Here is a 20584-nt window from a genome sequence, read left to right as displayed (position 1 = left end):
GAAAAATCATGACTCGCCGGATGCTGCTCGCGCTATTCGCGCTCCTGGGACTGTTCGGGCCGGTCGCAGCGCAGGCAAAGGGCTTCGCATCGGACCGAATCACGGTGACGGTGCAGGGCAAGGGCCCCGACGTGATTCTGATCCCCGGCCTCACCTCCAGCCCCGCCGCATGGAAATATGCGGTCGAGGCGGTTCCGGGCTATCGCTATCATCTGGTGCAGGTGAAGGGTTTTGCCGGCACCGCGGCAGAGGGCAATGCCAGAGGCGATCTGCTCAATGGCGTGACGTCGGAAATCGCGCGCTACATCGCCGAATCGAAGCTCAGGCGGCCGGCGGTGATCGGCCATTCGATGGGCGGCACGATCGCGCTGATGATCGGCGCGCGTCACCCCACCGCGATCTCGCGCCTGATGGTCGTCGATCAGGTGCCCTTTATGGGCATGATGTTCGGCCCGCCGGGCACCACCGCCGAAACCGTCCGCCCCACCGCCGACGCGGTGCTGGCGCAGATGCGCGGCGCCACCGCCGAAGCGCGCGCCAAGTCGATCGGAGCGATGACGGGCGGCATGGTGAAGACCGATGGCGAGCGACCCGCGGTGGTGCAAAGCGCGCTCGACAGCGACCGGGCGGTGACCGAAAACACCTTTCACGAACTGGTCGTGACCGACCTGCGCCCCGAATTGCCGCGCATCGCGGTGCCCGCCGAGATCCTCTACGTCACCCCCGCCGGCACCCCGTTCACCGACGCGCAGATCGATGCGACCTATCAGTCATCCTATGCCGGGTTGAAGGGCGCGAAGCTGGTCCGCGTGCCGGACAGCGCGCATTTCATCATGTACGACAATCGCGATGCCTTTCACGCCGCGATGAAGGCGTTTCTGGCTCAGTGAATCCTGCCTAGGCTGCAACCGCGCGCCGCGTCACCACGCGACCGATCAACGCCCCGCCCAGCAGGATCAGCGCGGCGATGAAAAAGGGTGAGCCCGGGTGCGGCAGCACCGGATCGGCGCTTACCGACATCGAATAGACGATGCCGAAGAACAAGGGAGAGGCGACGCCAGCGACACTCGCCACGCTGTTGTTGGCGCCCTGAAGCTGGCCCTGCTCGCTTTCCGACACATGCCGGGTCATCAGCGACTGCAGCGTCGGCATCGCCAGCCCCCACAGCGCATTGGGCAGCATCGCGGCAACGAACAGCCAGCCGGTCGGCGCCAGCCCCATGCAGGTGATGCCGATCGATCCGGCGAACAGGCCGAACACCATCGTCCCGCGATCCCCGAGTCTTTTGGTGACCGGTCCGACCAGCAGCCCCTGCACGCACATGTCGAGCACGCCGACCATCGCGAGCAGCACGCCGACCTCGAGCGCGCTCCAGCCATAACGGAATTCGGCATAGAGCACGAACACCGCGGAAAAGACGTGATGGGCGAAATACAGCAGGAAATTGACGACCGCGAGCCCGGACAGTTCGGGATGCGAGCGCAACAGCTGCAATGCACCGAACGGGTTGGCGCGCTTCCACGAGAACGCCATCCGGCTTTCGGGCTTCAGTGATTCGGGCAGGATGAACAGCCCGTAGAGAAAGGCGAGACCGGACAGCGCCGCCGCCGCCCAGAACGGCGCGCGCGGCGAGATTTCCCCCAGCACGCCACCGACGAGCGGCCCCAGCACGAAGCCGCCGCTGAACGCCGCCCCGATCAGGCCATAGGCCTTGGCGCGTTTTTCAGGCTCGGTGATGTCGGCCATATAGGCGAAGACGGTGGTGAAGCTGGACGAGGTGATGCCGCCGATGATCCGCCCCACCGCAAGCCACCAGAGATTGGGCGCAAGCGCCATCAACATCCAGTCCGCCGCCAGCCCCGCGGTCGAGATCAGGATCACCGGGCGACGGCCGTAACGATCGGACAGGGATCCGATGATCGGCGAGCAGATGAACTGCATGCCCGCCCAGAGCGCGATGAACACGCCGTTCCACACGCCCGCGCTGGCGTTCGATCCCGCAAACTCCTCGATCAGCGAGGGCAGGACAGGGATGACGAGGCCCATCGACATCACGTCGAGCGCACCCGTCACCAGGATGAAGGCGATCGCGGCATTGCGTCGCCCGGGGGATGCGGCCGTCATGTATGAACTCCGTCGGGGCGCGGCTTTTAGGGTCCAGACCCATGATTTATGAGGGCGTGATGGTATCAGATCGGGATGAGCCGCCAGGAGGAGCGCGTAGCGCGTGGCATTCGCCACGTGCAAGCGTTCCGACGCCGCGGATCGCCCGATATGATGCCACCCTTCGGGCGAGGGGGAATTGGGTTCCTGACGTCGTTGCTCGATTGCCGGATAGCGATGCTATCCGGCGTACTCGCGCCTAGCCATCAACCCAATTCTCCCTCGTCACGGCCTCATAAATCATGGGTCTGGACCCTTAACGTGCCCGGTCCAGTGTGGGAAGCGCGGTCCCTTCGGCCGGGCTTGAAGACGAATGGCGATTAGGCTTCCATATGAAGACGTCGCCGCCGATCCGTGCCCGCATCCTTCCGTCCGGTGCGGCACCGCCCTTCAGCACGGCTTCCAGCTTTCGAATACCGACCGCAAGCCACGCGAAAAGCCTGCGCCCGGAATGGATTCATGCGTTTCGTCGGGCAGGATCATGGTGGTCAATTTCAGGCCCGGATAATCGCGGCGCTTCAACCTGGCGTCGACCTCCGGGATCAGCTCCGCACCAAGCACCCAGCCGGCCGCGTCAGAATTCGCAAGTGTCGTTTCCAACAGTTTTTTGAGATCCTGCGGCGCGGCGTCGATAGCCCGCTCGACGCCCGCACGATGGTTCTCGGCCGTTTCGAGTCCTCCGAAAGTGATGAAGACATGTGCAGGCAGATCGTCCTGGCGAGCAGCATAGGCCGCTTCCCATGACCAGATCTCATAGTCGTTCCACCACAGCGCCGGGCTCACGATCACATAGCGTCGGAACGACCCGGGATCGTGAAAGAGGACCCATGAAGGAAACAGGCCGCCCAGTGAGTTGCCCAGGAGCGTGACGTCGTCGGGAAGGATCGGATGGATTTCCCGCAGGAGAGGCAGGAGCTCGTCCCGCAAAAATGCGAGGAACGCCCCCGCCCCGCCATGAACTATATCGTCCGCACGATTGGTGGCGGCCATCAGGGCTTCACGATCTCCGCCGCGATTCGGCGTGAGATCGGCCTGACGCCGGAAGGCATCCTTTTCGAAGAAGCTCTCGTCGCCAGCATAGCCGATGCCGACGACGTAGGCAGGAGGCAATTGCCCCAGGGCGCTCATCGTCTGCACCTGAGCGTGGACCATCGCGAAATTGAGTTTCGCGTCGAGGACCAGGATCACGGGATGGCGCGCATGCGGATCTGGCGCACCGCCGAAAAAGGGCGGATTGGGCGCTCCCACGAAGATGCGATAGCGTTCCGCATTGGCGGCGGCCGCCATCTCGAAATAGCGGCTGTTCCAAAGGCCGTTCATCGTCACGCCCCGCATCGGATTTTCGACAGCCTCATCGCTCATTTCAACCTCCACCAGTGAATGAATAATTATTCACTGGTATTTCGATGCTTCCATGTCAATTGAAATGATTGATCACTCATTCATTGGAATGGTCCGCCGATCCCGCTATCGTGCGGCACGGAGGTGTCGAATGAAGCGAAAACGGACAGAGGCTCCCGAAGTACGAAGGGCCCAGCTTCTCGACGCCGCAAGGACGTGCTTCATCCGATCAGGGTTTGCGTCCACCAAGGTCGCCGACATAGCGGCGGAGGCCGGCGTCAGCGTGGGCTTGGTCTACCGTTTCTTCCCCAGCAAGGAGGCACTGGTGGAAGCGATCATAGAGGCGGATTCTGAGGAACAGCTTCAACGCTTCTCGCAGGTTCTCGAAGACAGTCCTCCCACGGCCGCCGCCGCGATCGCCCGCTTCGTCGCGACACTGCGTTCGACGATGCTGGATCGGGACCGAACGGCTTTGATACTCGAGATCGCGGCAGAGATGATGCGGAACGACAAGGTCCGCTCCGCCATGCAATTGCAGCACAAAGCATCCAGGGCGCTGGACACGAAGCTGAAAGCCCTGTCGACGAACGAGACCGATATCGATCGATTCGAACTGCGGCTGCGCCTCGTCAACGCGCTCGCGAGCGGCGCCGCGATCGAAATGGCGCTGATCCCCGAACTGCAGTCCGGTCCATTTCTGGATCTTCTCGAACAAGTGACAGGGGATATCCTCGCCGTCTGAGAGTCTACGACCAATCCGGACCTGCGCCAGATCACGGATGGTCGGGCGAATTTCACTGCCACCGCCGGCCCGCTTCAGCCTGTGTTAAAGCCCCATCTTCATTGGAAGCACGATGGACATGCCAAGAACCATCGGCCGCCGAACATTGTTGATGGGCACGCTCGCCGCCGGGCTGATGCCGCGCCTAGCGGCTGCCGCACCCTTTACCTCGTCCCGGCTGACCGTCACCGTTCAGGGCGCCGGCCCCGACGTGATCCTGATCCACGGCGTCGATTCGTCGCGCGCAATCTGGAACGGCACGATGGCTGCGCTGTCCGGCTGCCGCAGCCATCTCGTCCAGATCGCCGGTTTTGCGGGCGTTCCGGCCGGGGGCAATGCCAAGGGACAGATTGTCGGCGCGCTCGCGGCAGAGATCGCGCGCTATATCGCCGATGCCCGGCTGATCCGCCCCGCGCTGATCGGCCATTCGATGGGCGGCACGATCGCGATGATGGTCGCGTCGCGCTGGCCCGCGCGCGTCGGCCGGCTGATGGTGGTCGACATGCTGCCCGCCCCCGCCGGACTGCTCGGCGGCAATGCCGAGGGCTGGGGCCCGCTTGCCGACCGGCTCACCGAGATGTTCACCGCCACGCCCGAGGGGCGACGCAGCTTCGGGTCGCTGATGCGGATGTTCGGAGGCAGCGGCGCGACGAGCGATCCCGACGTCACCGCCCGCAGCCTGCGCGAACTGGCGGCGATCGACCTGACCCCCGAACTGCCCAGGATCACGGCGCCGATGACCGTGGCCTTCGCCACGCCGGCGCCCGGCGGCGCGCTCACACCCGCACAGATACGCCAGACCTATACGGCTGCCTATCGTGGCGCGAAACAGGCAAGGCTCGTGCCCATCGCCGAAAGCGGCCATATGGTCATGCTCGACCAGCCCGCCCGGTTCAACGCGGCGGTGCGGAGCTTTCTTGTCGCGCGCTGATCCGATCGCGGCGCTGCTGCTCGGCGCGCTGACCGCATTTCCCGCGGCGGCGCAAGAGCATGGCGACGCGATCGTCGCCGAAATCAACCGCGTCCGCGCCGATCCGCGCGACTATGCCCGGTCGCTTCGCGAATATCGCGAACGCTATGACGGCAGGGTGGTGAGTTTGCCCGGTGGCGACGACCGGCTGCTGACGCACGAAGGCGTCGCGGCGGTGGACGAGGCGATCCGCTTCCTCGACCGGCAGACGCCTTTGCCGCCGCTGCTGCCGAGCCCGATCTTCGCGCGCGCCGCCGCCGATCATGTGCGGAGCCAGGGCAACCGGGGCGCCATGGGTCATGTCGGACCCGACGGATCGACGCCCGGCATTCGCGTGCAGCGCCGCGGCGGGCATATCTATGTTGGCGAATCGATCACCTATGGCCCCGACAATGCCGAGGATGCGGTGCGCCAGCTCATCGTCGACGATGCCGTGCCGACGCGCGGTCACCGCAAGATGCTGTTCGACACGCGCTGGCGCCATGCCGGTGCGGCCTGCGGCACGCATCGCGGCTATCGCTGGATGTGCGTGATCGATTTCGGCGAAACCGCCAATGGCGATGTCAGGCTGCCGGCGCCCCGCGACTGACCCGCAAGATCGGCCCCTATCGAAGATCCTGCCGGTCGTTTTCCGCGCGCCGCATCGACATGAATGCCCACAGCATGACGCCGCCAATGCCCAAGACCTCGATGCCATAAGCAGCAATGATGAAGGGCCAGTGGTTCATTGCGAAGCCATCCGTTTCAGGCGCGCCTCGGTCTGGATGCGTGCCAGCATCGCGCGCATCAGCATCATCACGATCGCGCCGAACACCAAACCGAAGCCGATAGTCGTCAATCCGAGCGGCCACAACATCGAACTGTCGATGCTCGATCCCTTCATGGTGATGCTCGGCCCCTGATGGAGCGAATTCCACCAGACCACCGATCGATTGATGATCGGCACGTTGATGATCCCCACCAGACCGAAAATCGCCGCCACCCGGCTGACATTGCCGCGCTCCGCGCTTGCATTGGCCAATGCGATATAGCCGAAATAGAGAAACAACAGGACGAGCATCGAGGTCATCCGCCCGTCCCATTGCCAATAGGTTCCCCAGGTGGGACGCCCCCACACCGAACCCGCCGCAATGCAGATCGCGGTGAACAACGCACCGGGCACGGCAATCGCACGCGCCGCTATGCCCGACAGGGGGCCGCCAGACAAGCTGCACCAGGCTGGCGATCGCCAGCCCGGCCCAACCGCCCATGCCGAGCCATGCGGCCGGCACATGGACGTAGAGGATGCGCACGCTTTCACCCTGAAGATAATCGCGCGGCGAGTAGAAGAGACCACCCAGCATGCCCGCCAAGGAGATGATCAGGCCACCCCAGGTCAGCCATGCGGTCAGGGATTTCGCAATCGCCAGAAAGCGGCGCGGATTGGCATAACCGTGCATCGACGTTCGCCCCCCCCAAGAGATCACGCGCCATCCAATGACCGGCGCCGATGAAATCCTGTGAAGCGAGACACATGATGAGGCAAGAGCACAGCGCGCACTGGCCTTCCGTGATCTAGTCGGTCTTACCGTCGGTCGCCTTGCGGCTGGCGATCGCCGCGCTCTCCGCCTTGAGCGGGCGCGAAACCGGACAGACTTCCTGGACATAGCCGTTGAGCGTGTTGGCGAGGCTTTCCGGTACGAGCCGGTAATAGACATATTGGCCGCGCTTCTCGCTTGCGATCAATCCGGCATTTTCGAGGATGGAGAGATGCTGCGACACCGCCGGCTTGGATATCTCGAAGCGTGCCGCGATCTCTCCGGCATTGAGCTCAGCATGCGCCAGATAGGCGAGAATCTTCCGGCGAGGCGCGGAGGCGAGGGCTTCGAAGACGCGTTGCATACAGCCGTTATTTAAGGAGTAAGCTAACTACTTGACAAGCATCTTATCATTTAAGAAATAAATTAAATACCTAGGAGCTTATCATGAGCGAGTCCGAAGACCCCTATGCGGTGCATTCCCTGGTCGAGACGCCGGGCTGCAGCCCGGTCGCAGGCATGGTGCGATGGGATCCGGTGCATTCGCTGTGGAACGGCATAATGCTCGCGCTCACGCTGGCAGCGGGGCCATTGCTGTTCAGCTGGGGCGCGTTCACCATATTTCTGGGCACCACCGGCGCCGGGCTGCTGCTCGGCCATAGCGTCGGTTTCCACCGCCTGCTGATCCATGGCAGCTTCCGCACACCCCTATGGCTCGAACGAACCTTGGTCTGGTTCGGAACGACAGTCGGGATGAGCGGACCATTTTGGATGATCCGCACGCACGATCTGCGCGATTGGGCACAACGCCAATCCGACTGCCATGACTATCTCGCACATCGCCGTCCGATGATCGTCGATGCCTGGTGGCAGATCCATTGCCGGCTGGTGCTCGACAGACCACCCGCCTTCGATCTCGGGCGGATCGGGCGCGACCCCTTTTATCGGTTTCTGGAACGCAGCTGGATGGCGCAGCAGATTCCGATCGCTGCACTGCTTTTCCTGATCGGTGGCTGGGGTTGGGTGATCTGGGGCGTCTGCGCACGGGTCAGCGCCTCGGTCACCGGCCATTGGTTCATCGGCCATCTCGCACATCGCCGCGGCCCGCAAAGCTGGCTCGTCGACGGCGCCGGCGTACAGGCGCACGACGTTCCCTGGGCCGCCATCCCGACGATGGGAGAGGCCTGGCACAACAACCACCATGCCTTTCCCGGTTCCGCCCAGATCGGCCTTTATCGCGGCCAGAGCGACTGGGGTTTCGTCTTCATCCAATTGCTCGAACGCGCCGGCCTTGCCTGGAACGTTCGTACACCCGAGACACTGCCGCCGCGCGCGGCACTGATCCCCGTGCCCGTCGATCAGAGAACCGCTAAAGCTTCCCACTCGCGAGATGGAGAAATGCCGATGGCCCTTTGAGCCGCCTTCCCTCGAACTTCTCCATGTCGATGGTGTCGAAGCTTGCCAATTTTTGCCAAAATCGCTATCTGGAACGGCATGAGCACGATGAATATCTCACTGCCTGAAACGCTCAAATCGTTCGTCGATCAACAGGTCTCCGGGCGTGGATTTGGCACGAGCAGCGAATATGTCCGCGAGCTGATCCGAAAGGATCAGGATCGTCAGGTGCTGCGCCAGTTAATGCTCGACGGGGCGGCGTCCGCGCCGACCGAGCCCGTTGACGGCGCATATTTCGATGGCTTGCGTGATCGTGTGCAGGGTGTTGCCGGCAAGTGAGCGCAAAACCCGTCGTCCCTCGCGCTGCGGCGCGTCGTGACGTCGATGAAGCCGTAGATTATTATGCGGAGGAAGCCGGAGCCGATGTCGCGCTCCGCTTCATCGATGCGCTTGAGACGACCTATCGCGCAATATCATCGCGACCTGCCACCGGCTCGCCGAGATACGCCCATGAATTGGAACTGCCGGGACTGCGCAGCCGCAAAATCGCGCGATTTCCATATCTGATTTTCTATCTCGAACGAGACGATCATATCGACATATGGCGCGTCCTCCACGCTCAGCGGGATATTCCAGCGTGGATGGGCAGCCCTGAACGCTAGAGCATCGTGCGGAAAAGTGGGAACCGGTTTTCCGCAACAACGATGCGATCACCAATAGCTAGAGCAAGCTGCGCGATTCACATTTCGCGCAGCTTGCTCTAAGAGACACGGCACGATCTGCGCGATGTGATCCCCGCGCCCATCGATCAGGGCGCCAGGATGGTGTCGACCGCAACGGGCAGCATCTCCGGATAGTCGGTCGTATAGTGCAGCCCCCGGCTCTCCTTGCGATGGAGTGCCGAGCGGACGATGAGGTCGGCGACCTCGACCAGATTGCGCAGCTCGATCAGGTCGGGCGTGACGCGGAAATGGCCGTAATAATCCTCGACCTCCTTGCGCAACAGCGCGACGCGGTGCGCGGCGCGCTCAAGGCGCTTGGTGGTGCGGACGATGCCGACATAATCCCACATGAAGCGGCGGATCTCGCGCCAATTGTGCTGGACGATCACTTCCTCGTCCGAATCGGTGACGCGGCTTTCGTCCCAGGGCCGGATCGGCGGCGGTGCCGGAAACTCGTCCCAATGCTCGGCGATGTGCCGCGCAGCGGCTTCACCGAAGACGAAGCATTCGAGCAGCGAATTGGAAGCAAGGCGATTGGCGCCATGCAGGCCCGATTGCGTCACTTCGCCCGCCGCGTAGAGCCCCGGCAGATCAGTACGCCCGTCGAGATCGATCATCACGCCGCCACAGGTGTAATGCTGCGCGGGCACGACGGGAATCGGATCACGGGTGATGTCGATGCCCAATTCGAGCAGCCGGCTGTAGATATTGGGGAAATGCCCCTTCACGAACTCCGCCGGCTTGTGGCTGATGTCGAGATGGACATAGTCGAGGCCGAGCCGCTTGATCTCATGATCGATCGCGCGGGCGACCACGTCGCGCGGCGCCAGTTCCTCGCGCGGGTCGAAGCGCGGCATGAAGCGTTCGCCGCCGCCCTGCACGCCAGGCGGCAGCTTGAGCACGCCGCCCTCGCCACGCACCGCCTCGGTGATCAGGAAATTCTTGACCTCCAGATTGTAAAGGCAGGTCGGGTGGAACTGCATGAATTCCATGTTGGAGATGCGGCAGCCCGCGCGCCACGCCATCGCGATGCCGTCGCCGGTCGCGCCGCGCGGGGCGGTGGAATAAAGATAGGTCCGCCCCGCCCCGCCGCTCGCCAGAACGGTCGCGCGCGCGGTGAACAACTCGACATGGCCGGTCCGCCGGTTGACCGCGTAGAGCCCCCAGACATGGCCGTCGCCCGAATAGCGCTCGCCATGCCGTCCGGTGACAAGGTCGATCGCCGCCATGTCGGGAATGAGCGTGATGTTGGGATTGGCCTCGGCCGCCTTTTCAAGCGCCTGCTGCACCGCCAGGCCGGTGGCGTCGTCGACATGGACGATGCGGCGATGGCTGTGCCCGCCCTCGCGCGTCAGATGGAGCGCGCCCGCCTCGGTGTTGAAGGGCACGCCGATCGCCGCCAGCCGCTCGATCGCGGCCGGCGCATTCTCGACGACGAATTCGACGGTGGCGCGGTTGTTGAGCCCCGCCCCCGCGACCATCGTGTCCTCGATATGGCTTTCGAACGTATCGCCGGGTTCGAGCACCGCGGCGATGCCGCCCTGTGCCCAGGCGGTCGATCCGTCGGACAATGCGCCCTTGGCGATCACCGCGACCTTGAAGCGCTGCGCCAGGTTAAGCGCCGCGGTCAGCCCCGCGGCGCCCGAACCGATCACGAGAACGTCGTAATTATGCATCTTAAAGCCCCTCCCCTTCAGGGTAGGGGTTGGGGGGGGGCAGTCGCCATGAAGTGCGCGGTGGCAAGGTCTGCGCTTTCGACAAAATGGCTTCCAGAACACCCTCCATATTGTTCAAGACATCGGCATTGGTGAAACGCAGGACGCATAATCCGTACGGCTCGACTGCCAGATCCTTCTCCAAATCTCGTTCTCGATTGTGCGTATCGCCATCAACCTCGATCGCCAAACCAATAGCCGGGCAAAAGAAATCAACGATGCGGCCACCGAGCAGGGTCTGCCGCCGAAACTTCCAGCCGCCAAGTTGAGAGTTGGACAAGTGACGCCACAGGCGCTTCTCGAACTCCGTTGGTTCGCGCCGCATTCTTCGCGCATATTCCGCAAGCTTCGGGTTCAATCTCGGCATCGTGCCCCACCCCAACCCCTCCCCTGAAGGGGAGGGGCTTATCTATGCATTGCTTGCCCGCGTGAGGTTCAGAAACACATCTTCGAGGTCCGCCTCGCGCGTCACCACGTCGATGATGCCGTATCCGTCCTTCTGCACCGCCGCGAGCACTTCGCCCGCATTCACCTTGTCCTTGCTGTAGGTGATCGCGAGCACGCGTTCGCCCTTCAGCTCGATCTTCTGGAAACAGGCATTGTCCGGCGCCGCCATGATATCGCGGTCGACAGTCACCTCGACCAGCTTCTCCTGCGCCATGCCGACCAAAGTCCGCGTCGGTTCGTTGGCGATCAGCCGGCCATGGTTGATGATCGCGATCCGGTCGCAAAGCTCCTCGGCTTCTTCGAGATAGTGGGTGGTCAGCACCACCGTCACGCCCTGAGCATTCAATTCGCGGACATAGGCCCAGAGCTGCTGGCGCAGCTCGATATCGACGCCGGCGGTCGGTTCGTCGAGCACCAGCACGGGCGGGGCGTGGACCAGCGCCTTGGCCACCATCAGCCGGCGCTTCATGCCGCCCGAAAGCGTGCGCGCATAGGCTTCCGCCTTGTCGTCCAGGCGGACGGCGCGCAGCAATTCCATCGTCCGCCGCTCGGCCTTGGGCACGCCATAGAGCCCGGCCTGGATCTCCAGCGCCTCGCGCGGCGTGAAGAAGGGATCGAACAATATCTCCTGGTTGACGATGCCGATCGAGAATTTCGCGTTGCGCGGATTCCGGTCGATGTCGAACCCCCAGATCGAGGCACGCCCGGCGGTCTTGTTGACCAGACCTGCCAGGATGTTGATCAGCGTGGACTTGCCCGCGCCATTGGGACCGAGCAGACCGAAGATCTGCCCACGCGGTACGTCGAAGCTGACCCCGTCCAGCGCGCGCTTGCCGCCCGCATAGACTTTTTCCAGCCCTTCGATCTCGATCGCTGCCTGAACCATGCGTCATGCGCATACGCCAAGCAGCGCGGCACGCAAGCCTTCCTTAACCCGCATACGCGATGATGCGCCCATGACGATGCGGAAGCCCCATTGGATCGAGGACCTGGCCGGTCTGGCGTTGCGATCGGCGATGCTCCTCGCGCTCGTCGGCGCCCCGGCACTCTTCTAATACCAAATCGGACTGGCAAGCCCGCGCGCGCCTTGCTAAGCGCGCATGCATGAGCTCCGCACCCGAAACCCTCCGCGTGAAGACCAGCCGCGTCGCCTGTGACGGCGCCAGTGACATCCCCGGCGGCGCCGCGCTCGGCCATCCGCGCGTCTGGCTGGAGATCGACGAGACCGGTTTCGTCGAGTGCGGCTATTGCGACCGGCGTTTCGTGCTTATCGGCGGTCCGGCCGACAAGGACGGCGAAGAGGCGTCCCAGGCGGCCTGATACATCTCGACTGCGCCCGGGACATGCCTATATCGGTGGCATGACCATCGATCCTCGCTCCTATCTCTACCGGCCCGACGGGCTCGATCCCGATTCGGCCAAGCGCCTGACGGCCGACGCATTGTCGCGTTGCGACGATGGCGAGCTCTTCCTGCAATATAGCGCGACCGAAGCCTTCGGCTTCGATGACGGGCGTTTGAAGACCGCCGATTATTCGACCGAATCGGGCTTCGGCCTGCGCGGCGTCAGCGGTGAGACCACTGCGTTCGCCCATGCCAATGAGTTGAGCGAAGCGGCGATCCGGCGCGCGGCCGAGACGATGACATTGCTCGATCCGGCAAAGGGCGCACCCGCCCCACCCCCGCGCGGCAACAATCGCCATCTCTATACATCCGACAATCCGCTGGGCCTGGTGTCGTTCGCCGACAAGGTCGCCCTGTGCGAATCGGTCGACGCGATGGCCCGCGCGCGCGATCCGCGCGTCGCCCAGGTTTCGGTGTCGCTTTCGGGTTCCTGGTCGGTGGTCGATATCGTCCGCCCCGACGGCTTCACCGCGATGGACGTCCGGCCGCTGGTGCGACTGAACGTCAGCATCGTCGCGGAATTGAACGGCCGCCGCGAAACCGGCAGCTTCGGCGTTGGCGGCCGCTATCTCTACGATCGGCTGCTCGATCCCGCACTGATCGATCGCGCGATCGACGAAGCGCTCAAACAGGCGCTGGTCAATCTCGACTCCGTGCCGGCGCCGGCGGGCGAGATGCAGGTTCTGCTCGGCCCCGGCTGGCCCGGCGTGCTGCTCCACGAAGCGATCGGCCATGGGCTCGAAGGCGATTTCAACCGCAAGGGCACCAGCGCCTTTTCCGGGCGGATCGGCGAACGCGTCGGTGCGCCGGGTGTGACGGTGATCGACGACGGCTCGATCGGCGAGCGCCGCGGTTCGCTGTCGATCGATGACGAAGGCACACCGACGCAGGAGAATGTGCTGATCGAGGACGGCATCCTCAAAGGCTATATCCACGATCGGCTCAATGCCCGGCTGATGGGCGTCGCGCCAACCGGCAATGGCCGTCGGCAATCCTATGCGCACGCACCGATGCCGCGCATGACCAATACCTTCATGAAGGGCGGCAAGGACGATCCGGCGGAACTGCTGTCGCGGATGAAATCGGGCATTTTCGCCAAAAGCTTCGGCGGCGGACAGGTCGATATCGTCTCGGGCAAGTTCGTCTTTTCCTGCACCGAGGCCTATCGCGTCGAGGACGGCAAACTCGGCGCACCGATCAAGGGCGCGACCCTGATCGGCGACGGCCCCACCGTACTGACCAAGGTGCTCGGCATCGGCAACGACTTCGCGCTCGACGAAGGCGTCGGCATGTGCGGCAAGGCCGGCCAATCGGTTCCCGCCGGCGTCGGCCAGCCGACCCTGCTGATCGAGGGACTCACCGTCGGCGGAACCGCCGCGTGAGCACCGGGACCGACGATATCCTGCATTACTGGTTCGACGAACTCGGCCCCGATCGCTGGTGGAAGCGCTCGGACGAGACCGACGAGACGATCCGTGCGCGGTTCCTCGATCTCTGGAGCGACTGGCGGTCACACCCGCCCGAAAGTTTCCTCGGCTCCGCGCGCGAGGCCCTGGCGGGCGTGATCCTGTTCGACCAGTTCCCGCGCAACCTGTTCCGGGGCAGCGCAGACGCCTTCTCCACCGACCCGCTCGCCATCGCGATCGCCAAAGCTGCGGTCGATGCCGGGCTGGACGATGCGCTGAGCCAGGACGAACGCTCGTTCCTCTATATGCCGTTCATGCACAGCGAGGATCTCGACGACCAGCAGCGCTCGGTGCTGCTGTTCACCGCGCTCGGCATCCCGAACTCGCTCGATTTCGCGCATAAGCATCACGATATCGTCGCGAAATTCGGCCGTTTTCCGCATCGCAATGCCGTGCTGGGCCGCGCAATGCGTGCCGGCGAGGAAGAGGCTGCACAGCAGGGCGCCGACTGGTAGGGTCGGCCATGGCCGATTCCGAGATCGCGGCGAGACGCCCCCCGCCCCTTGGCCGCCGGCGCCTTCCGGAATGACGCTGGTTTCGATCGCCGAATATCCCGATCGCATCGCCGCCGATGTCGCGCGGATCGCGCTTGCCGCCGAAGGGATCGACGCCGTGCTTTTCGATGGCGGCATGGCCGGGCTGGGTTTCGGTTTCATGACGCCGGTTCGCCTGATGGTTCACGCCGACGATGCCGATCGCGCCCGGCCCCTGATCGAACCTGCCTAAAAAACGGGCATCACTTCGCACCTGCACAATAATTAGCATCTCGGGCCGTCCATGGCCGTAGCGGATCGTGCGCATACGGCCTGAATCGTGCCATTTTCGAATCTGGCACACCCCTTGCTGACATCCGTTCCGGACAAAAAGCGGAAAGGGGGCCGAATGAAACTCGTCATAGCTATCATCAAACCCTTCAAGCTCGATGAGGTGCGCGAAGCCCTTTCCGAGCTTGGAGTCGCCGGAATGACGGTTACGGAGGTCAAGGGCTTCGGGCGGCAAAAGGGCCAGACCGAAATCTACCGTGGTGCCGAATACAGCACGAACATGGTCCCCAAGATCAAGATCGAGGTCGCCTGCACCACCGCGCTCGCGGATCGCGTCGTCGAGGCGATCCAGGCGTCGGCGAACACCGGCGCGATCGGCGACGGCAAGATCTTCGTGCTGGATATCGGTCAGGCCGTGCGCATCCGCACCGGCGAGACCGACGAAACCGCGCTCTAACGAGAAAGGGGGAACCATGACGATTTCCAAGAAAATCGCGGCGGGTGCGGGGGCGGTCGGCGCTTCGCTGTTCGCCGCAATGCCCGCCTGGGCCAATGTCGCCGCCGCCAATGTCGCGGACGCCGCCAACACCGCCGTGGCCGCGGTGACCGAAGCGGCGCCTGCCGCGGCGGCGGCCTTCACGCCGACCGCCGAGATGGTCAACAAGGGCGACACCACCTGGATGCTGATCTCGTCGGCGCTCGTGCTGATGATGTCGGTTCCGGGCCTCGCGCTGTTCTATGGCGGCCTCGTCCGCACCAAGAACATGCTTTCCGTGCTGATGCAGGTGCTGATGATCGTCTCGGTCGCCAGCCTGATCTGGGTCACCTACGGCTACAGCCTCGCCTTCACCGCGGGCAGCGGCGCGACCGCGCCGTTCATCGGCGGCCTGTCCAAGATGTTCCTGCAGGGCGTCGATGCGTCGACCCTGGCGGCGACCTTCTCCAACGGCGTCTATATCCCGGAATATGCCTATATCGTGTTCCAGATGACCTTTGCCTGCATCACGCCGGCGCTGATCGTCGGCGCGTTCGCGGAACGGGTGAAGTTCACGCCGCTGATCATCTTCGTCGTGCTGTGGCTGACCATCGTCTATTTCCCGATGGCGCACATGGTCTGGTACTGGGCTGGCCCGGACTTCCTGCCGAAGCAGCCGGGCGACTTCGGCCTGCTCTATGGCTGGGGCGCGCTGGATTTCGCCGGCGGCACCGTCGTCCACATCAATGCGGGCATTGCGGGCCTTGCCGGCTGCCTCGTCATCGGCAAGCGGATCGGCTTCAAGAAGGAGCCCATGGCTCCGCACTCGCTGACCATGACCATGATCGGCGCATCCCTGCTGTGGGTGGGCTGGTTCGGTTTCAACGCCGGTTCCAACCTCGAGTCCAACGGCGTGACCACGGTCGCCTTCATCAACACCTATGTCGCGACCGCCGCGGCGGCAGTGGCCTGGGCCGTGATCGAGCAGATCGTCCATAAGAAGCCTTCGCTGCTCGGTGCGGCCACGGGCGCCGTCGCCGGCCTCGTCGCGATCACCCCGGCTGCGGGTTTCGCCGCACCGATGACCTCGATCCTGCTGGGCTTCGCCGCGTCGATCGTCTGCTTCTTCTTCGTGACCACGGTGAAGAACAAGCTGGGCTATGACGACTCGCTCGACGTGTTCGGCGTCCACTGCATCGGCGGCATCGTCGGCGCGATCGGCACCGGCATCGTCGCCGCGCCGTCGCTCGGCGGCCAGGGCTGGTTCGACTATACCGTCACGCCCGCCATACCCGGCGCCTATGACATGGGTGCGCAGGTCTTCACGCAGATCAAGGCGGTGGCGCTGACCCTCGTCTGGTCGGGCGGCGTGTCTGCCCTGCTGTTCTTCGTCCTCGACAAGACGATCGGGCTCCGCCCGAGCGCCGAGGTCGAGCAGGAAGGGCTCGACCTCGCCGAGCATGGTGAGCGCGCCTACAATTACTGACACGATCGGAGGGCGGCCGAAGAAGCCCCCCCCCCCACGGGGTTCCTCCTGCGAACAGACTGGGTCGGCGTGGCAACATGCCGGCCCTTTTTTATGCCGGCGCGTCAAAGGCGCGATGGCATAACCCCGAAGAACGCCGGGGTCTCCTGACCGCCTTTTCGAACATCAAGCTTGCGATCGGCATCGCCGCTCGAGACATATGTCTCTCGCACCCACCCCAAACCCTCCCTTGAAAGGGAGGGGCTTAGAGTTGCGCGAGATCGGCCCTCACGAAACCGGCGCAGCGCTCGCCGATCATGATCGTCGGCGCATTGGTGTTGCCCGATACGAGCGCCGGCATGATCGAGGCGTCGGCCACGTAGAGCCCGTCGACCCCGCGCACCCTGAGTTGCGGATCGACCACCGAGTCCGGATCGGCGCCCATCCGGCACGTGCCGACCGGATGATAGACGGTGTCGGCGCGGCTGCGGATGATCTCGATCATCGCCGCATCGTCGTCGATGCCCGCCATATGCCGGTCGCGCCCGCCATAATCGGAGAGCGGCGGCGCCTCGAGGATGCGGCGCATCAGCTTCACGCCGGCCAGCAGCGTGTCGACGTCGCGGCTGTCGGAGAGGAAAGCCGGATCGATCAGCGGCGCGGCCGCCGCATCGGACGAGGCGAGACGGACCGTCCCGCGACTATGCGGCCGCAGGACACAGACATGGCAGGAAAAGCCGTGCGCCTTCACCTTGGTTCGCCCGTGATCCTCGAGCAAGGCAGGCACGAAATGGAACTGGACGTCGGGCGCCGGCAGGTCCGGCCGCGTCCGCGCGAAACCGCCGGTTTCGGCATAGGGCGTGGTGAAGGGGCCGCTGCGTGAGCGGAACCACTGGACCATCGCGCCCAATGTGCTGATCGTGCCGCGCAGCGTCTGGCCGATAAAGGGCGCCCCGTCGGTCTCGTAGCCCGCGACATAGTCGACATGATCCTGCAATGCGCCACCGACCGCCGGGCGATCGCGCTCCACCGCGATGCCATGGTCGCGCAGATGTGCAGCCGGGCCGATGCCCGAGAGCATCAGTGTCTGCGGCGATCCGAACGCGCCGCCCGCGACGACGACCGCTCCGCGCGCACGAATGGTGCACCGGGTACCGCCCTGGACGAACTGGACGCCGATGGCGCGGCCATCCTCGAACAGGATACGTTCGACCAGCGCGCCGGTGCGGATGTCGATGCGGTCGCGGCGCGGCTCGATATAGGCGCGTGCGGCGCTCCAGCGCTCGCCGCCCTTCTGCGTCACCTGATAGAGGCCGACGCCGTCGAGCTGCGCACCGTTGAAATCGGGATTGCGCGGCAATTGCAGCGATGCCGCCGCATCGACGAACGCCAGGCTGCCGGGATTGGCGCTGCGCTGGTCGGACACGGCCAGCGGCCCGCCGGTGCCGTGGAAACGATCCTCGCCGCGCTCATTATCCTCCGCGCGCCGAAAGACCGGCAGCACATCGGCATAGGACCAGCCCAGGCACCCCATGGCCGCCCAATTGTCGTAATCCCAGGCACTGCCCCGGATATAGAGCATCGCATTGATCGCGCTCGATCCGCCCAGCCCGCGCCCGCGCGGCTGATAGCCGCGCCGCCCGTTCAGGCCCGGCTGCGGCACTGTCTCGAACCGCCAGTTCGACGCATCGGGAATGAAGGGCATCATGCCCGGGGCCCGGATGCGCCAGTCGGTATTGGCGCCGCCCGCTTCGATCAGCGCAACGCGCAACCTTTTGTCCGCCGCGAGCCGCCCCGCCACCGCGGCGCCGCCCGATCCGCCGCCGATCACGACGATGTCGACCTCGTCCATCCACCCGCTCCTGCCCGGCCGCCCTCAGGCGATCTCGCGTTTACGTTAACGTCATTTGAGGCGTCGGCAAGCGCGATCAGATGTGGACGAAGCGCAGGTCGATCGGCCGGTTGAGCGCGCGCGCGTCGTCGACGATCCCGACGAGCGCGTCGAACAGAGCCGTCAGTTCGGGCGCCGGACGAGCCGGGCACAATATCTCGACCGCGAAGGGCGGCTCGACGCCGTTGATTCCGCCGCCGATCAGCGAATCCGACAACGCATCGATCGAATGGCCGTGCCAGGAGGGCGCGTCGACCGCGGCCAGGAATGCGTCGTAGAAGGATTCCACATCGGTCCAGCCTCGCGCATCGAGCTTGATCGCCTCAGCCATGATCGGGCACCGCCGCATCCTGTCGTGCCTGCCAGCGCGCACGGATCGTCTCGCTCGAGTCGCGCGATCCGTCATGGCTCCAGCCCGGCGGCGCGACGATATAGCCGATCTTGTTCCGAAGGCCCGGCGCCCGCCACACATCCCTGGCGATGCCGATCCATTCATGGAACGCTGCCCAGAGCAGGTTGAAGCTGCCGAGCTGCTTCACGATGCCATAGCGCGGACGCTCCTCGTCGAGTTCGGGCGTATAGGTGCCGCACATCCGGTCCCAGATGATGAAGACGCCGGCATAGTTGCGATCGAGATAGCGCGGATTGGTCGCATGGTGGACGCGGTGGTGCGAAGGCGTGTTCATCACCGCTTCGAACCAGCGCGGCATCCGCCCCACCATCTCGGTGTGGATCCAGAACTGATAGATCAGGTTGAGCCCAGCGCAGAAGAACACCATCGCGGGCGGAAAGCCGATCAGGAACAGGGGCAGGCGGAAGACGAAGGACAGGCTCAGAAAGCCGGTCCAGGTCTGCCGGAGCGCGGTCGAGAGATTATAATGCTGGCTGCTATGGTGGATGACATGGCTCGCCCAGAACCAGCGCACGCGATGCGCGCTGCGATGGAACGCATAATAAGCGAGGTCGTCGAGCAGGAAGCAGAGCGGCCACGCCCACCAGGCAAAACCGATATCGAGCAATCGATGGTTCCAGAACCAGATCGCCAGCGCCCCTACCGCCCCGGCGCACATTATGCCCGCGATCGTGCTGCCCAGCCCCAATCCCAGCGAGGTCAGCGTGTCGCGTACATTGTAGCGCGTCCTGTCGCGGGCGCGCGCGGCAATCATTTCGACGAGCACCAGCGCGACAAAGCCGGGAATCGCGAAATTGACGGGATCGGGCAGCTCAGGCATGCGCGCCCCTCAGCCCGCTGGCCCAGCGCGCGGCCTGATCGCCCAGGTCGAGCGTCACCCGCCCGAACATCCGGTCCGACGTCTCGATGGTCAGCGTCCGGCGATCGAGCCGGCCGAAAAACGGCGGCTCGATCAGGCGCGACGCAAAATGATTGCCATGCGCACGGATCAGCATGTGCCGTCCATCGGCATCCTTGAGCAATGCGGCATGGCCGGCACGATCCACCACCACATCGACTGGATCGAATCCGCAATGCGCTTCGTCCGCCAGGATGCACGCATGCTCCGCGTCGGCGATACGGACGTCCGCGCCAAGCCCGAGCAGGTGCGCGGCAAGCCCCAGGGCAAGCACCCCGACAAAGGACCCGCCGAGCAGCAGCCAGTTCATGCGCGTGCCGAGAGCGCGTCCAGCATCGGGCGGATCGATCCTAGGTCATAGCCTGCGCCGGCCGCCGTTTCGGAAAGCGTATCGGGCGAACCGCCACGCTGTGCCGAGGCCAGCGCCCAGAGATAGGTCGAACGCGTGCCCGACCGGCAATAGGCCAGCACCGGTCCGCCCGCCGCGTCGAGCGCGGCATTCATCTCGTCGAGCTGATTGGCCGAGAAGCCTGCATGCGTGACGGGAATCGCGCGATAGGCAAGGCCCGCGGCCTTCGCCGCAGCCTCGATCTCGTCGCCGGTCGGCTGCCCCTCTTCCTCACCCTCGGGGCGGTTGTTGATGATCATCGTCACGCCCTGCGCGGCGGCGGCGGCCACCTGGTCCGGGGTGATCTGGGGCGACACGGCGATCGTGTCATCGAGCCTTCGGAACATCATATACTCCACCACGATTGGACG

General features: G+C 64.5%; 25 protein-coding genes and 1 pseudogene. 13 read left to right on the top strand and 13 right to left on the bottom strand.

Features of this window, described 5'->3' with window-relative positions:
• Nucleotides 1–8: 8 nt before the first annotated feature.
• The gene (locus tag AC3WN8_RS00460) at nt 9–890 is read left to right on the top strand and encodes an alpha/beta fold hydrolase (RefSeq protein WP_492667391.1); all 882 of its coding nucleotides are present in this window, start codon (nt 9–11) and stop codon (nt 888–890) included.
• 7 nt (nt 891–897) lie between these two features.
• Here the strand turns inward: AC3WN8_RS00460 and AC3WN8_RS00455 are convergent, their stop codons facing one another.
• Both AC3WN8_RS00455 and AC3WN8_RS00450 read right to left on the bottom strand, forming a co-directional pair.
• Nucleotides 898–2124, bottom strand: a complete 1227-nt coding sequence (locus AC3WN8_RS00455; protein ID WP_492667390.1) for a TCR/Tet family MFS transporter — start codon at nt 2122–2124, stop codon at nt 898–900.
• Between the two features lie 429 nt (nt 2125–2553).
• On the bottom strand, nt 2554–3483 hold the full coding sequence (locus tag AC3WN8_RS00450; protein WP_492667389.1) for an alpha/beta hydrolase: 930 nt from the start codon (nt 3481–3483) through the stop codon (nt 2554–2556).
• Nucleotides 3484–3655: 172 nt separating this feature from the next.
• On the opposite strand from AC3WN8_RS00450, the gene AC3WN8_RS00445 reads away from it, so the two are divergent.
• From AC3WN8_RS00445 to AC3WN8_RS00435, 3 genes are all read left to right on the top strand, one after another.
• Nucleotides 3656–4246 carry a TetR/AcrR family transcriptional regulator gene (locus tag AC3WN8_RS00445; RefSeq protein ID WP_492667388.1) on the top strand — a complete coding sequence of 197 codons (591 nt, stop codon included), beginning with the start codon at nt 3656–3658 and terminating at the stop codon, nt 4244–4246.
• Between the two features lie 118 nt (nt 4247–4364).
• Nucleotides 4365–5216: an alpha/beta fold hydrolase gene (locus AC3WN8_RS00440; protein ID WP_492667387.1), complete on the top strand. Its 852-nt coding sequence runs from the start codon at nt 4365–4367 to the stop codon at nt 5214–5216.
• Nucleotides 5203–5844, top strand: coding sequence for a CAP domain-containing protein (locus AC3WN8_RS00435; RefSeq protein WP_492667386.1), 642 nt, complete (start codon nt 5203–5205; stop codon nt 5842–5844). Before AC3WN8_RS00440 ends, AC3WN8_RS00435 begins: the two co-directional genes overlap by 14 nt.
• A 16-nt stretch (nt 5845–5860) precedes the next feature.
• Here AC3WN8_RS00435 and AC3WN8_RS00430 read toward each other — a convergent pair whose 3' ends face one another.
• The 3 genes and pseudogenes from AC3WN8_RS00430 to AC3WN8_RS00420 all read right to left on the bottom strand — a co-directional run bounded on the left by AC3WN8_RS00430 (nt 5861) and on the right by AC3WN8_RS00420 (nt 7136).
• Complete coding sequence (locus AC3WN8_RS00430) at nt 5861–5983, bottom strand: hypothetical protein (RefSeq protein ID WP_492667385.1); 123 nt, start codon at nt 5981–5983, stop codon at nt 5861–5863.
• Nucleotides 5980–6694, bottom strand: a pseudogene (gene ccmC, locus AC3WN8_RS00425) (heme ABC transporter permease CcmC). The gene AC3WN8_RS00430 and the pseudogene ccmC overlap by 4 nt, the downstream one beginning before the upstream one ends.
• Before the next feature lie 115 nt (nt 6695–6809).
• On the bottom strand, nt 6810–7136 hold the full coding sequence (locus AC3WN8_RS00420; protein ID WP_492667384.1) for a metalloregulator ArsR/SmtB family transcription factor: 327 nt from the start codon (nt 7134–7136) through the stop codon (nt 6810–6812).
• Nucleotides 7137–7219: 83 nt separating this feature from the next.
• Between AC3WN8_RS00420 and AC3WN8_RS00415 the strand changes: the two genes are divergently transcribed.
• From AC3WN8_RS00415 to AC3WN8_RS00405, 3 genes are all read left to right on the top strand, one after another.
• A complete protein-coding gene (locus tag AC3WN8_RS00415) occupies nt 7220–8188 on the top strand; it encodes an acyl-CoA desaturase (RefSeq protein ID WP_492667383.1) in 969 nt (322 codons plus the stop codon).
• Between the two features lie 78 nt (nt 8189–8266).
• Nucleotides 8267–8506, top strand: a complete 240-nt coding sequence (locus tag AC3WN8_RS00410) for a ribbon-helix-helix domain-containing protein (RefSeq protein ID WP_492667382.1) — start codon at nt 8267–8269, stop codon at nt 8504–8506.
• Nucleotides 8503–8829: a type II toxin-antitoxin system RelE/ParE family toxin gene (locus AC3WN8_RS00405; protein WP_492667381.1), complete on the top strand. Its 327-nt coding sequence runs from the start codon at nt 8503–8505 to the stop codon at nt 8827–8829. Before AC3WN8_RS00410 ends, AC3WN8_RS00405 begins: the two co-directional genes overlap by 4 nt.
• Nucleotides 8830–8975: 146 nt before the next feature.
• Here AC3WN8_RS00405 and nadB read toward each other — a convergent pair whose 3' ends face one another.
• From nadB to AC3WN8_RS00390, 3 genes are read right to left on the bottom strand one after another with little or no spacing between them, the layout of a single operon-like run.
• On the bottom strand, nt 8976–10565 hold the full coding sequence (nadB, locus tag AC3WN8_RS00400; RefSeq protein WP_492667380.1) for an L-aspartate oxidase: 1590 nt from the start codon (nt 10563–10565) through the stop codon (nt 8976–8978).
• A 1-nt stretch (nt 10566) separates the two neighbouring features.
• Nucleotides 10567–10971 carry an endonuclease domain-containing protein gene (locus AC3WN8_RS00395; RefSeq protein ID WP_492667379.1) on the bottom strand — a complete coding sequence of 135 codons (405 nt, stop codon included), beginning with the start codon at nt 10969–10971 and terminating at the stop codon, nt 10567–10569.
• A gap of 42 nt (nt 10972–11013) precedes the next feature.
• On the bottom strand, nt 11014–11937 hold the full coding sequence (locus tag AC3WN8_RS00390) for an ABC transporter ATP-binding protein (RefSeq protein WP_492667378.1): 924 nt from the start codon (nt 11935–11937) through the stop codon (nt 11014–11016).
• A 218-nt stretch (nt 11938–12155) separates the two neighbouring features.
• Here AC3WN8_RS00390 and AC3WN8_RS00385 point away from each other — a divergent pair, with 218 nt between their 5' ends.
• From AC3WN8_RS00385 to AC3WN8_RS00360, 6 genes are all read left to right on the top strand, one after another.
• Entirely contained in the window at nt 12156–12371 is a 216-nt protein-coding gene (locus AC3WN8_RS00385) for a zinc-finger domain-containing protein (protein ID WP_492667377.1), read from the top strand.
• Between the two features lie 40 nt (nt 12372–12411).
• Entirely contained in the window at nt 12412–13836 is a 1425-nt protein-coding gene (tldD, locus tag AC3WN8_RS00380; RefSeq protein WP_492667376.1) for a metalloprotease TldD, read from the top strand.
• On the top strand, nt 13833–14375 hold the full coding sequence (locus AC3WN8_RS00375) for a DUF924 family protein (protein ID WP_492667375.1): 543 nt from the start codon (nt 13833–13835) through the stop codon (nt 14373–14375). Before tldD ends, AC3WN8_RS00375 begins: the two co-directional genes overlap by 4 nt.
• Before the next feature lie 70 nt (nt 14376–14445).
• The gene (locus AC3WN8_RS00370) at nt 14446–14646 is read left to right on the top strand and encodes a putative signal transducing protein (RefSeq protein WP_492667374.1); all 201 of its coding nucleotides are present in this window, start codon (nt 14446–14448) and stop codon (nt 14644–14646) included.
• A gap of 156 nt (nt 14647–14802) precedes the next feature.
• Complete coding sequence (locus tag AC3WN8_RS00365; RefSeq protein WP_492667373.1) at nt 14803–15141, top strand: P-II family nitrogen regulator; 339 nt, start codon at nt 14803–14805, stop codon at nt 15139–15141.
• Between the two features lie 16 nt (nt 15142–15157).
• Nucleotides 15158–16645: an ammonium transporter gene (locus AC3WN8_RS00360; RefSeq protein WP_492667372.1), complete on the top strand. Its 1488-nt coding sequence runs from the start codon at nt 15158–15160 to the stop codon at nt 16643–16645.
• Between the two features lie 244 nt (nt 16646–16889).
• Here the strand turns inward: AC3WN8_RS00360 and AC3WN8_RS00355 are convergent, their stop codons facing one another.
• From AC3WN8_RS00355 to AC3WN8_RS00335, 5 genes are all read right to left on the bottom strand, one after another.
• Nucleotides 16890–18476, bottom strand: coding sequence for a GMC family oxidoreductase (locus AC3WN8_RS00355; protein ID WP_492667371.1), 1587 nt, complete (start codon nt 18474–18476; stop codon nt 16890–16892).
• 76 nt (nt 18477–18552) lie between these two features.
• Nucleotides 18553–18846, bottom strand: coding sequence for a barstar family protein (locus AC3WN8_RS00350; protein ID WP_492667370.1), 294 nt, complete (start codon nt 18844–18846; stop codon nt 18553–18555).
• Complete coding sequence (locus AC3WN8_RS00345) at nt 18839–19747, bottom strand: sterol desaturase family protein (protein ID WP_492667369.1); 909 nt, start codon at nt 19745–19747, stop codon at nt 18839–18841. The genes AC3WN8_RS00350 and AC3WN8_RS00345 overlap by 8 nt, the downstream gene beginning before the upstream one ends.
• Nucleotides 19740–20135: a hypothetical protein gene (locus AC3WN8_RS00340; RefSeq protein WP_492667368.1), complete on the bottom strand. Its 396-nt coding sequence runs from the start codon at nt 20133–20135 to the stop codon at nt 19740–19742. The genes AC3WN8_RS00345 and AC3WN8_RS00340 overlap by 8 nt, the downstream gene beginning before the upstream one ends.
• Nucleotides 20132–20560 carry a protein tyrosine phosphatase family protein gene (locus AC3WN8_RS00335; RefSeq protein ID WP_492667367.1) on the bottom strand — a complete coding sequence of 143 codons (429 nt, stop codon included), beginning with the start codon at nt 20558–20560 and terminating at the stop codon, nt 20132–20134. Before AC3WN8_RS00335 ends, AC3WN8_RS00340 begins: the two co-directional genes overlap by 4 nt.
• Nucleotides 20561–20584 lie beyond the last annotated feature (24 nt).

The organism is Sphingobium sp. FW305-3-2-15-F-TSA7 (assembly GCF_058787155.1).
The sequence above is the reverse complement of the archived record's forward strand: the minus strand, read 5'-3'. Positions and strand labels throughout refer to the sequence as shown.

Bases quoted from the DNA above. Each gene is read 5' to 3' on its own strand.
- AC3WN8_RS00415 (WP_492667383.1), top strand. From the start codon at position 7,220: ATGAGCGAGTCCGAAGACCCCTATGCGGTGCATTCCCTGGTCGAGACG.
- AC3WN8_RS00440 (WP_492667387.1), top strand. From the start codon at position 4,365: ATGCCAAGAACCATCGGCCGCCGAACATTGTTGATGGGCACGCTCGCC.
- AC3WN8_RS00345 (WP_492667369.1), bottom strand. From the start codon at position 19,747: ATGCCTGAGCTGCCCGATCCCGTCAATTTCGCGATTCCCGGCTTTGTC.
- tldD (WP_492667376.1), top strand. From the start codon at position 12,412: ATGACCATCGATCCTCGCTCCTATCTCTACCGGCCCGACGGGCTCGAT.
- AC3WN8_RS00460 (WP_492667391.1), top strand. From the start codon at position 9: ATGACTCGCCGGATGCTGCTCGCGCTATTCGCGCTCCTGGGACTGTTC.
- AC3WN8_RS00340 (WP_492667368.1), bottom strand. From the start codon at position 20,135: ATGAACTGGCTGCTGCTCGGCGGGTCCTTTGTCGGGGTGCTTGCCCTG.
- nadB (WP_492667380.1), bottom strand. From the start codon at position 10,565: ATGCATAATTACGACGTTCTCGTGATCGGTTCGGGCGCCGCGGGGCTG.
- AC3WN8_RS00385 (WP_492667377.1), top strand. From the start codon at position 12,156: ATGAGCTCCGCACCCGAAACCCTCCGCGTGAAGACCAGCCGCGTCGCC.
- AC3WN8_RS00335 (WP_492667367.1), bottom strand. From the start codon at position 20,560: ATGTTCCGAAGGCTCGATGACACGATCGCCGTGTCGCCCCAGATCACC.
- AC3WN8_RS00445 (WP_492667388.1), top strand. From the start codon at position 3,656: ATGAAGCGAAAACGGACAGAGGCTCCCGAAGTACGAAGGGCCCAGCTT.
- AC3WN8_RS00395 (WP_492667379.1), bottom strand. From the start codon at position 10,971: ATGCCGAGATTGAACCCGAAGCTTGCGGAATATGCGCGAAGAATGCGG.
- AC3WN8_RS00430 (WP_492667385.1), bottom strand. From the start codon at position 5,983: ATGAACCACTGGCCCTTCATCATTGCTGCTTATGGCATCGAGGTCTTG.
- AC3WN8_RS00350 (WP_492667370.1), bottom strand. From the start codon at position 18,846: ATGGCTGAGGCGATCAAGCTCGATGCGCGAGGCTGGACCGATGTGGAA.
- AC3WN8_RS00370 (WP_492667374.1), top strand. From the start codon at position 14,446: ATGACGCTGGTTTCGATCGCCGAATATCCCGATCGCATCGCCGCCGAT.
- AC3WN8_RS00410 (WP_492667382.1), top strand. From the start codon at position 8,267: ATGAGCACGATGAATATCTCACTGCCTGAAACGCTCAAATCGTTCGTC.
- AC3WN8_RS00450 (WP_492667389.1), bottom strand. From the start codon at position 3,483: ATGAACGGCCTTTGGAACAGCCGCTATTTCGAGATGGCGGCCGCCGCC.
- AC3WN8_RS00420 (WP_492667384.1), bottom strand. From the start codon at position 7,136: ATGCAACGCGTCTTCGAAGCCCTCGCCTCCGCGCCTCGCCGGAAGATT.
- AC3WN8_RS00365 (WP_492667373.1), top strand. From the start codon at position 14,803: ATGAAACTCGTCATAGCTATCATCAAACCCTTCAAGCTCGATGAGGTG.
- AC3WN8_RS00360 (WP_492667372.1), top strand. From the start codon at position 15,158: ATGACGATTTCCAAGAAAATCGCGGCGGGTGCGGGGGCGGTCGGCGCT.
- AC3WN8_RS00390 (WP_492667378.1), bottom strand. From the start codon at position 11,937: ATGGTTCAGGCAGCGATCGAGATCGAAGGGCTGGAAAAAGTCTATGCG.
- AC3WN8_RS00355 (WP_492667371.1), bottom strand. From the start codon at position 18,476: ATGGACGAGGTCGACATCGTCGTGATCGGCGGCGGATCGGGCGGCGCC.
- AC3WN8_RS00455 (WP_492667390.1), bottom strand. From the start codon at position 2,124: ATGACGGCCGCATCCCCCGGGCGACGCAATGCCGCGATCGCCTTCATC.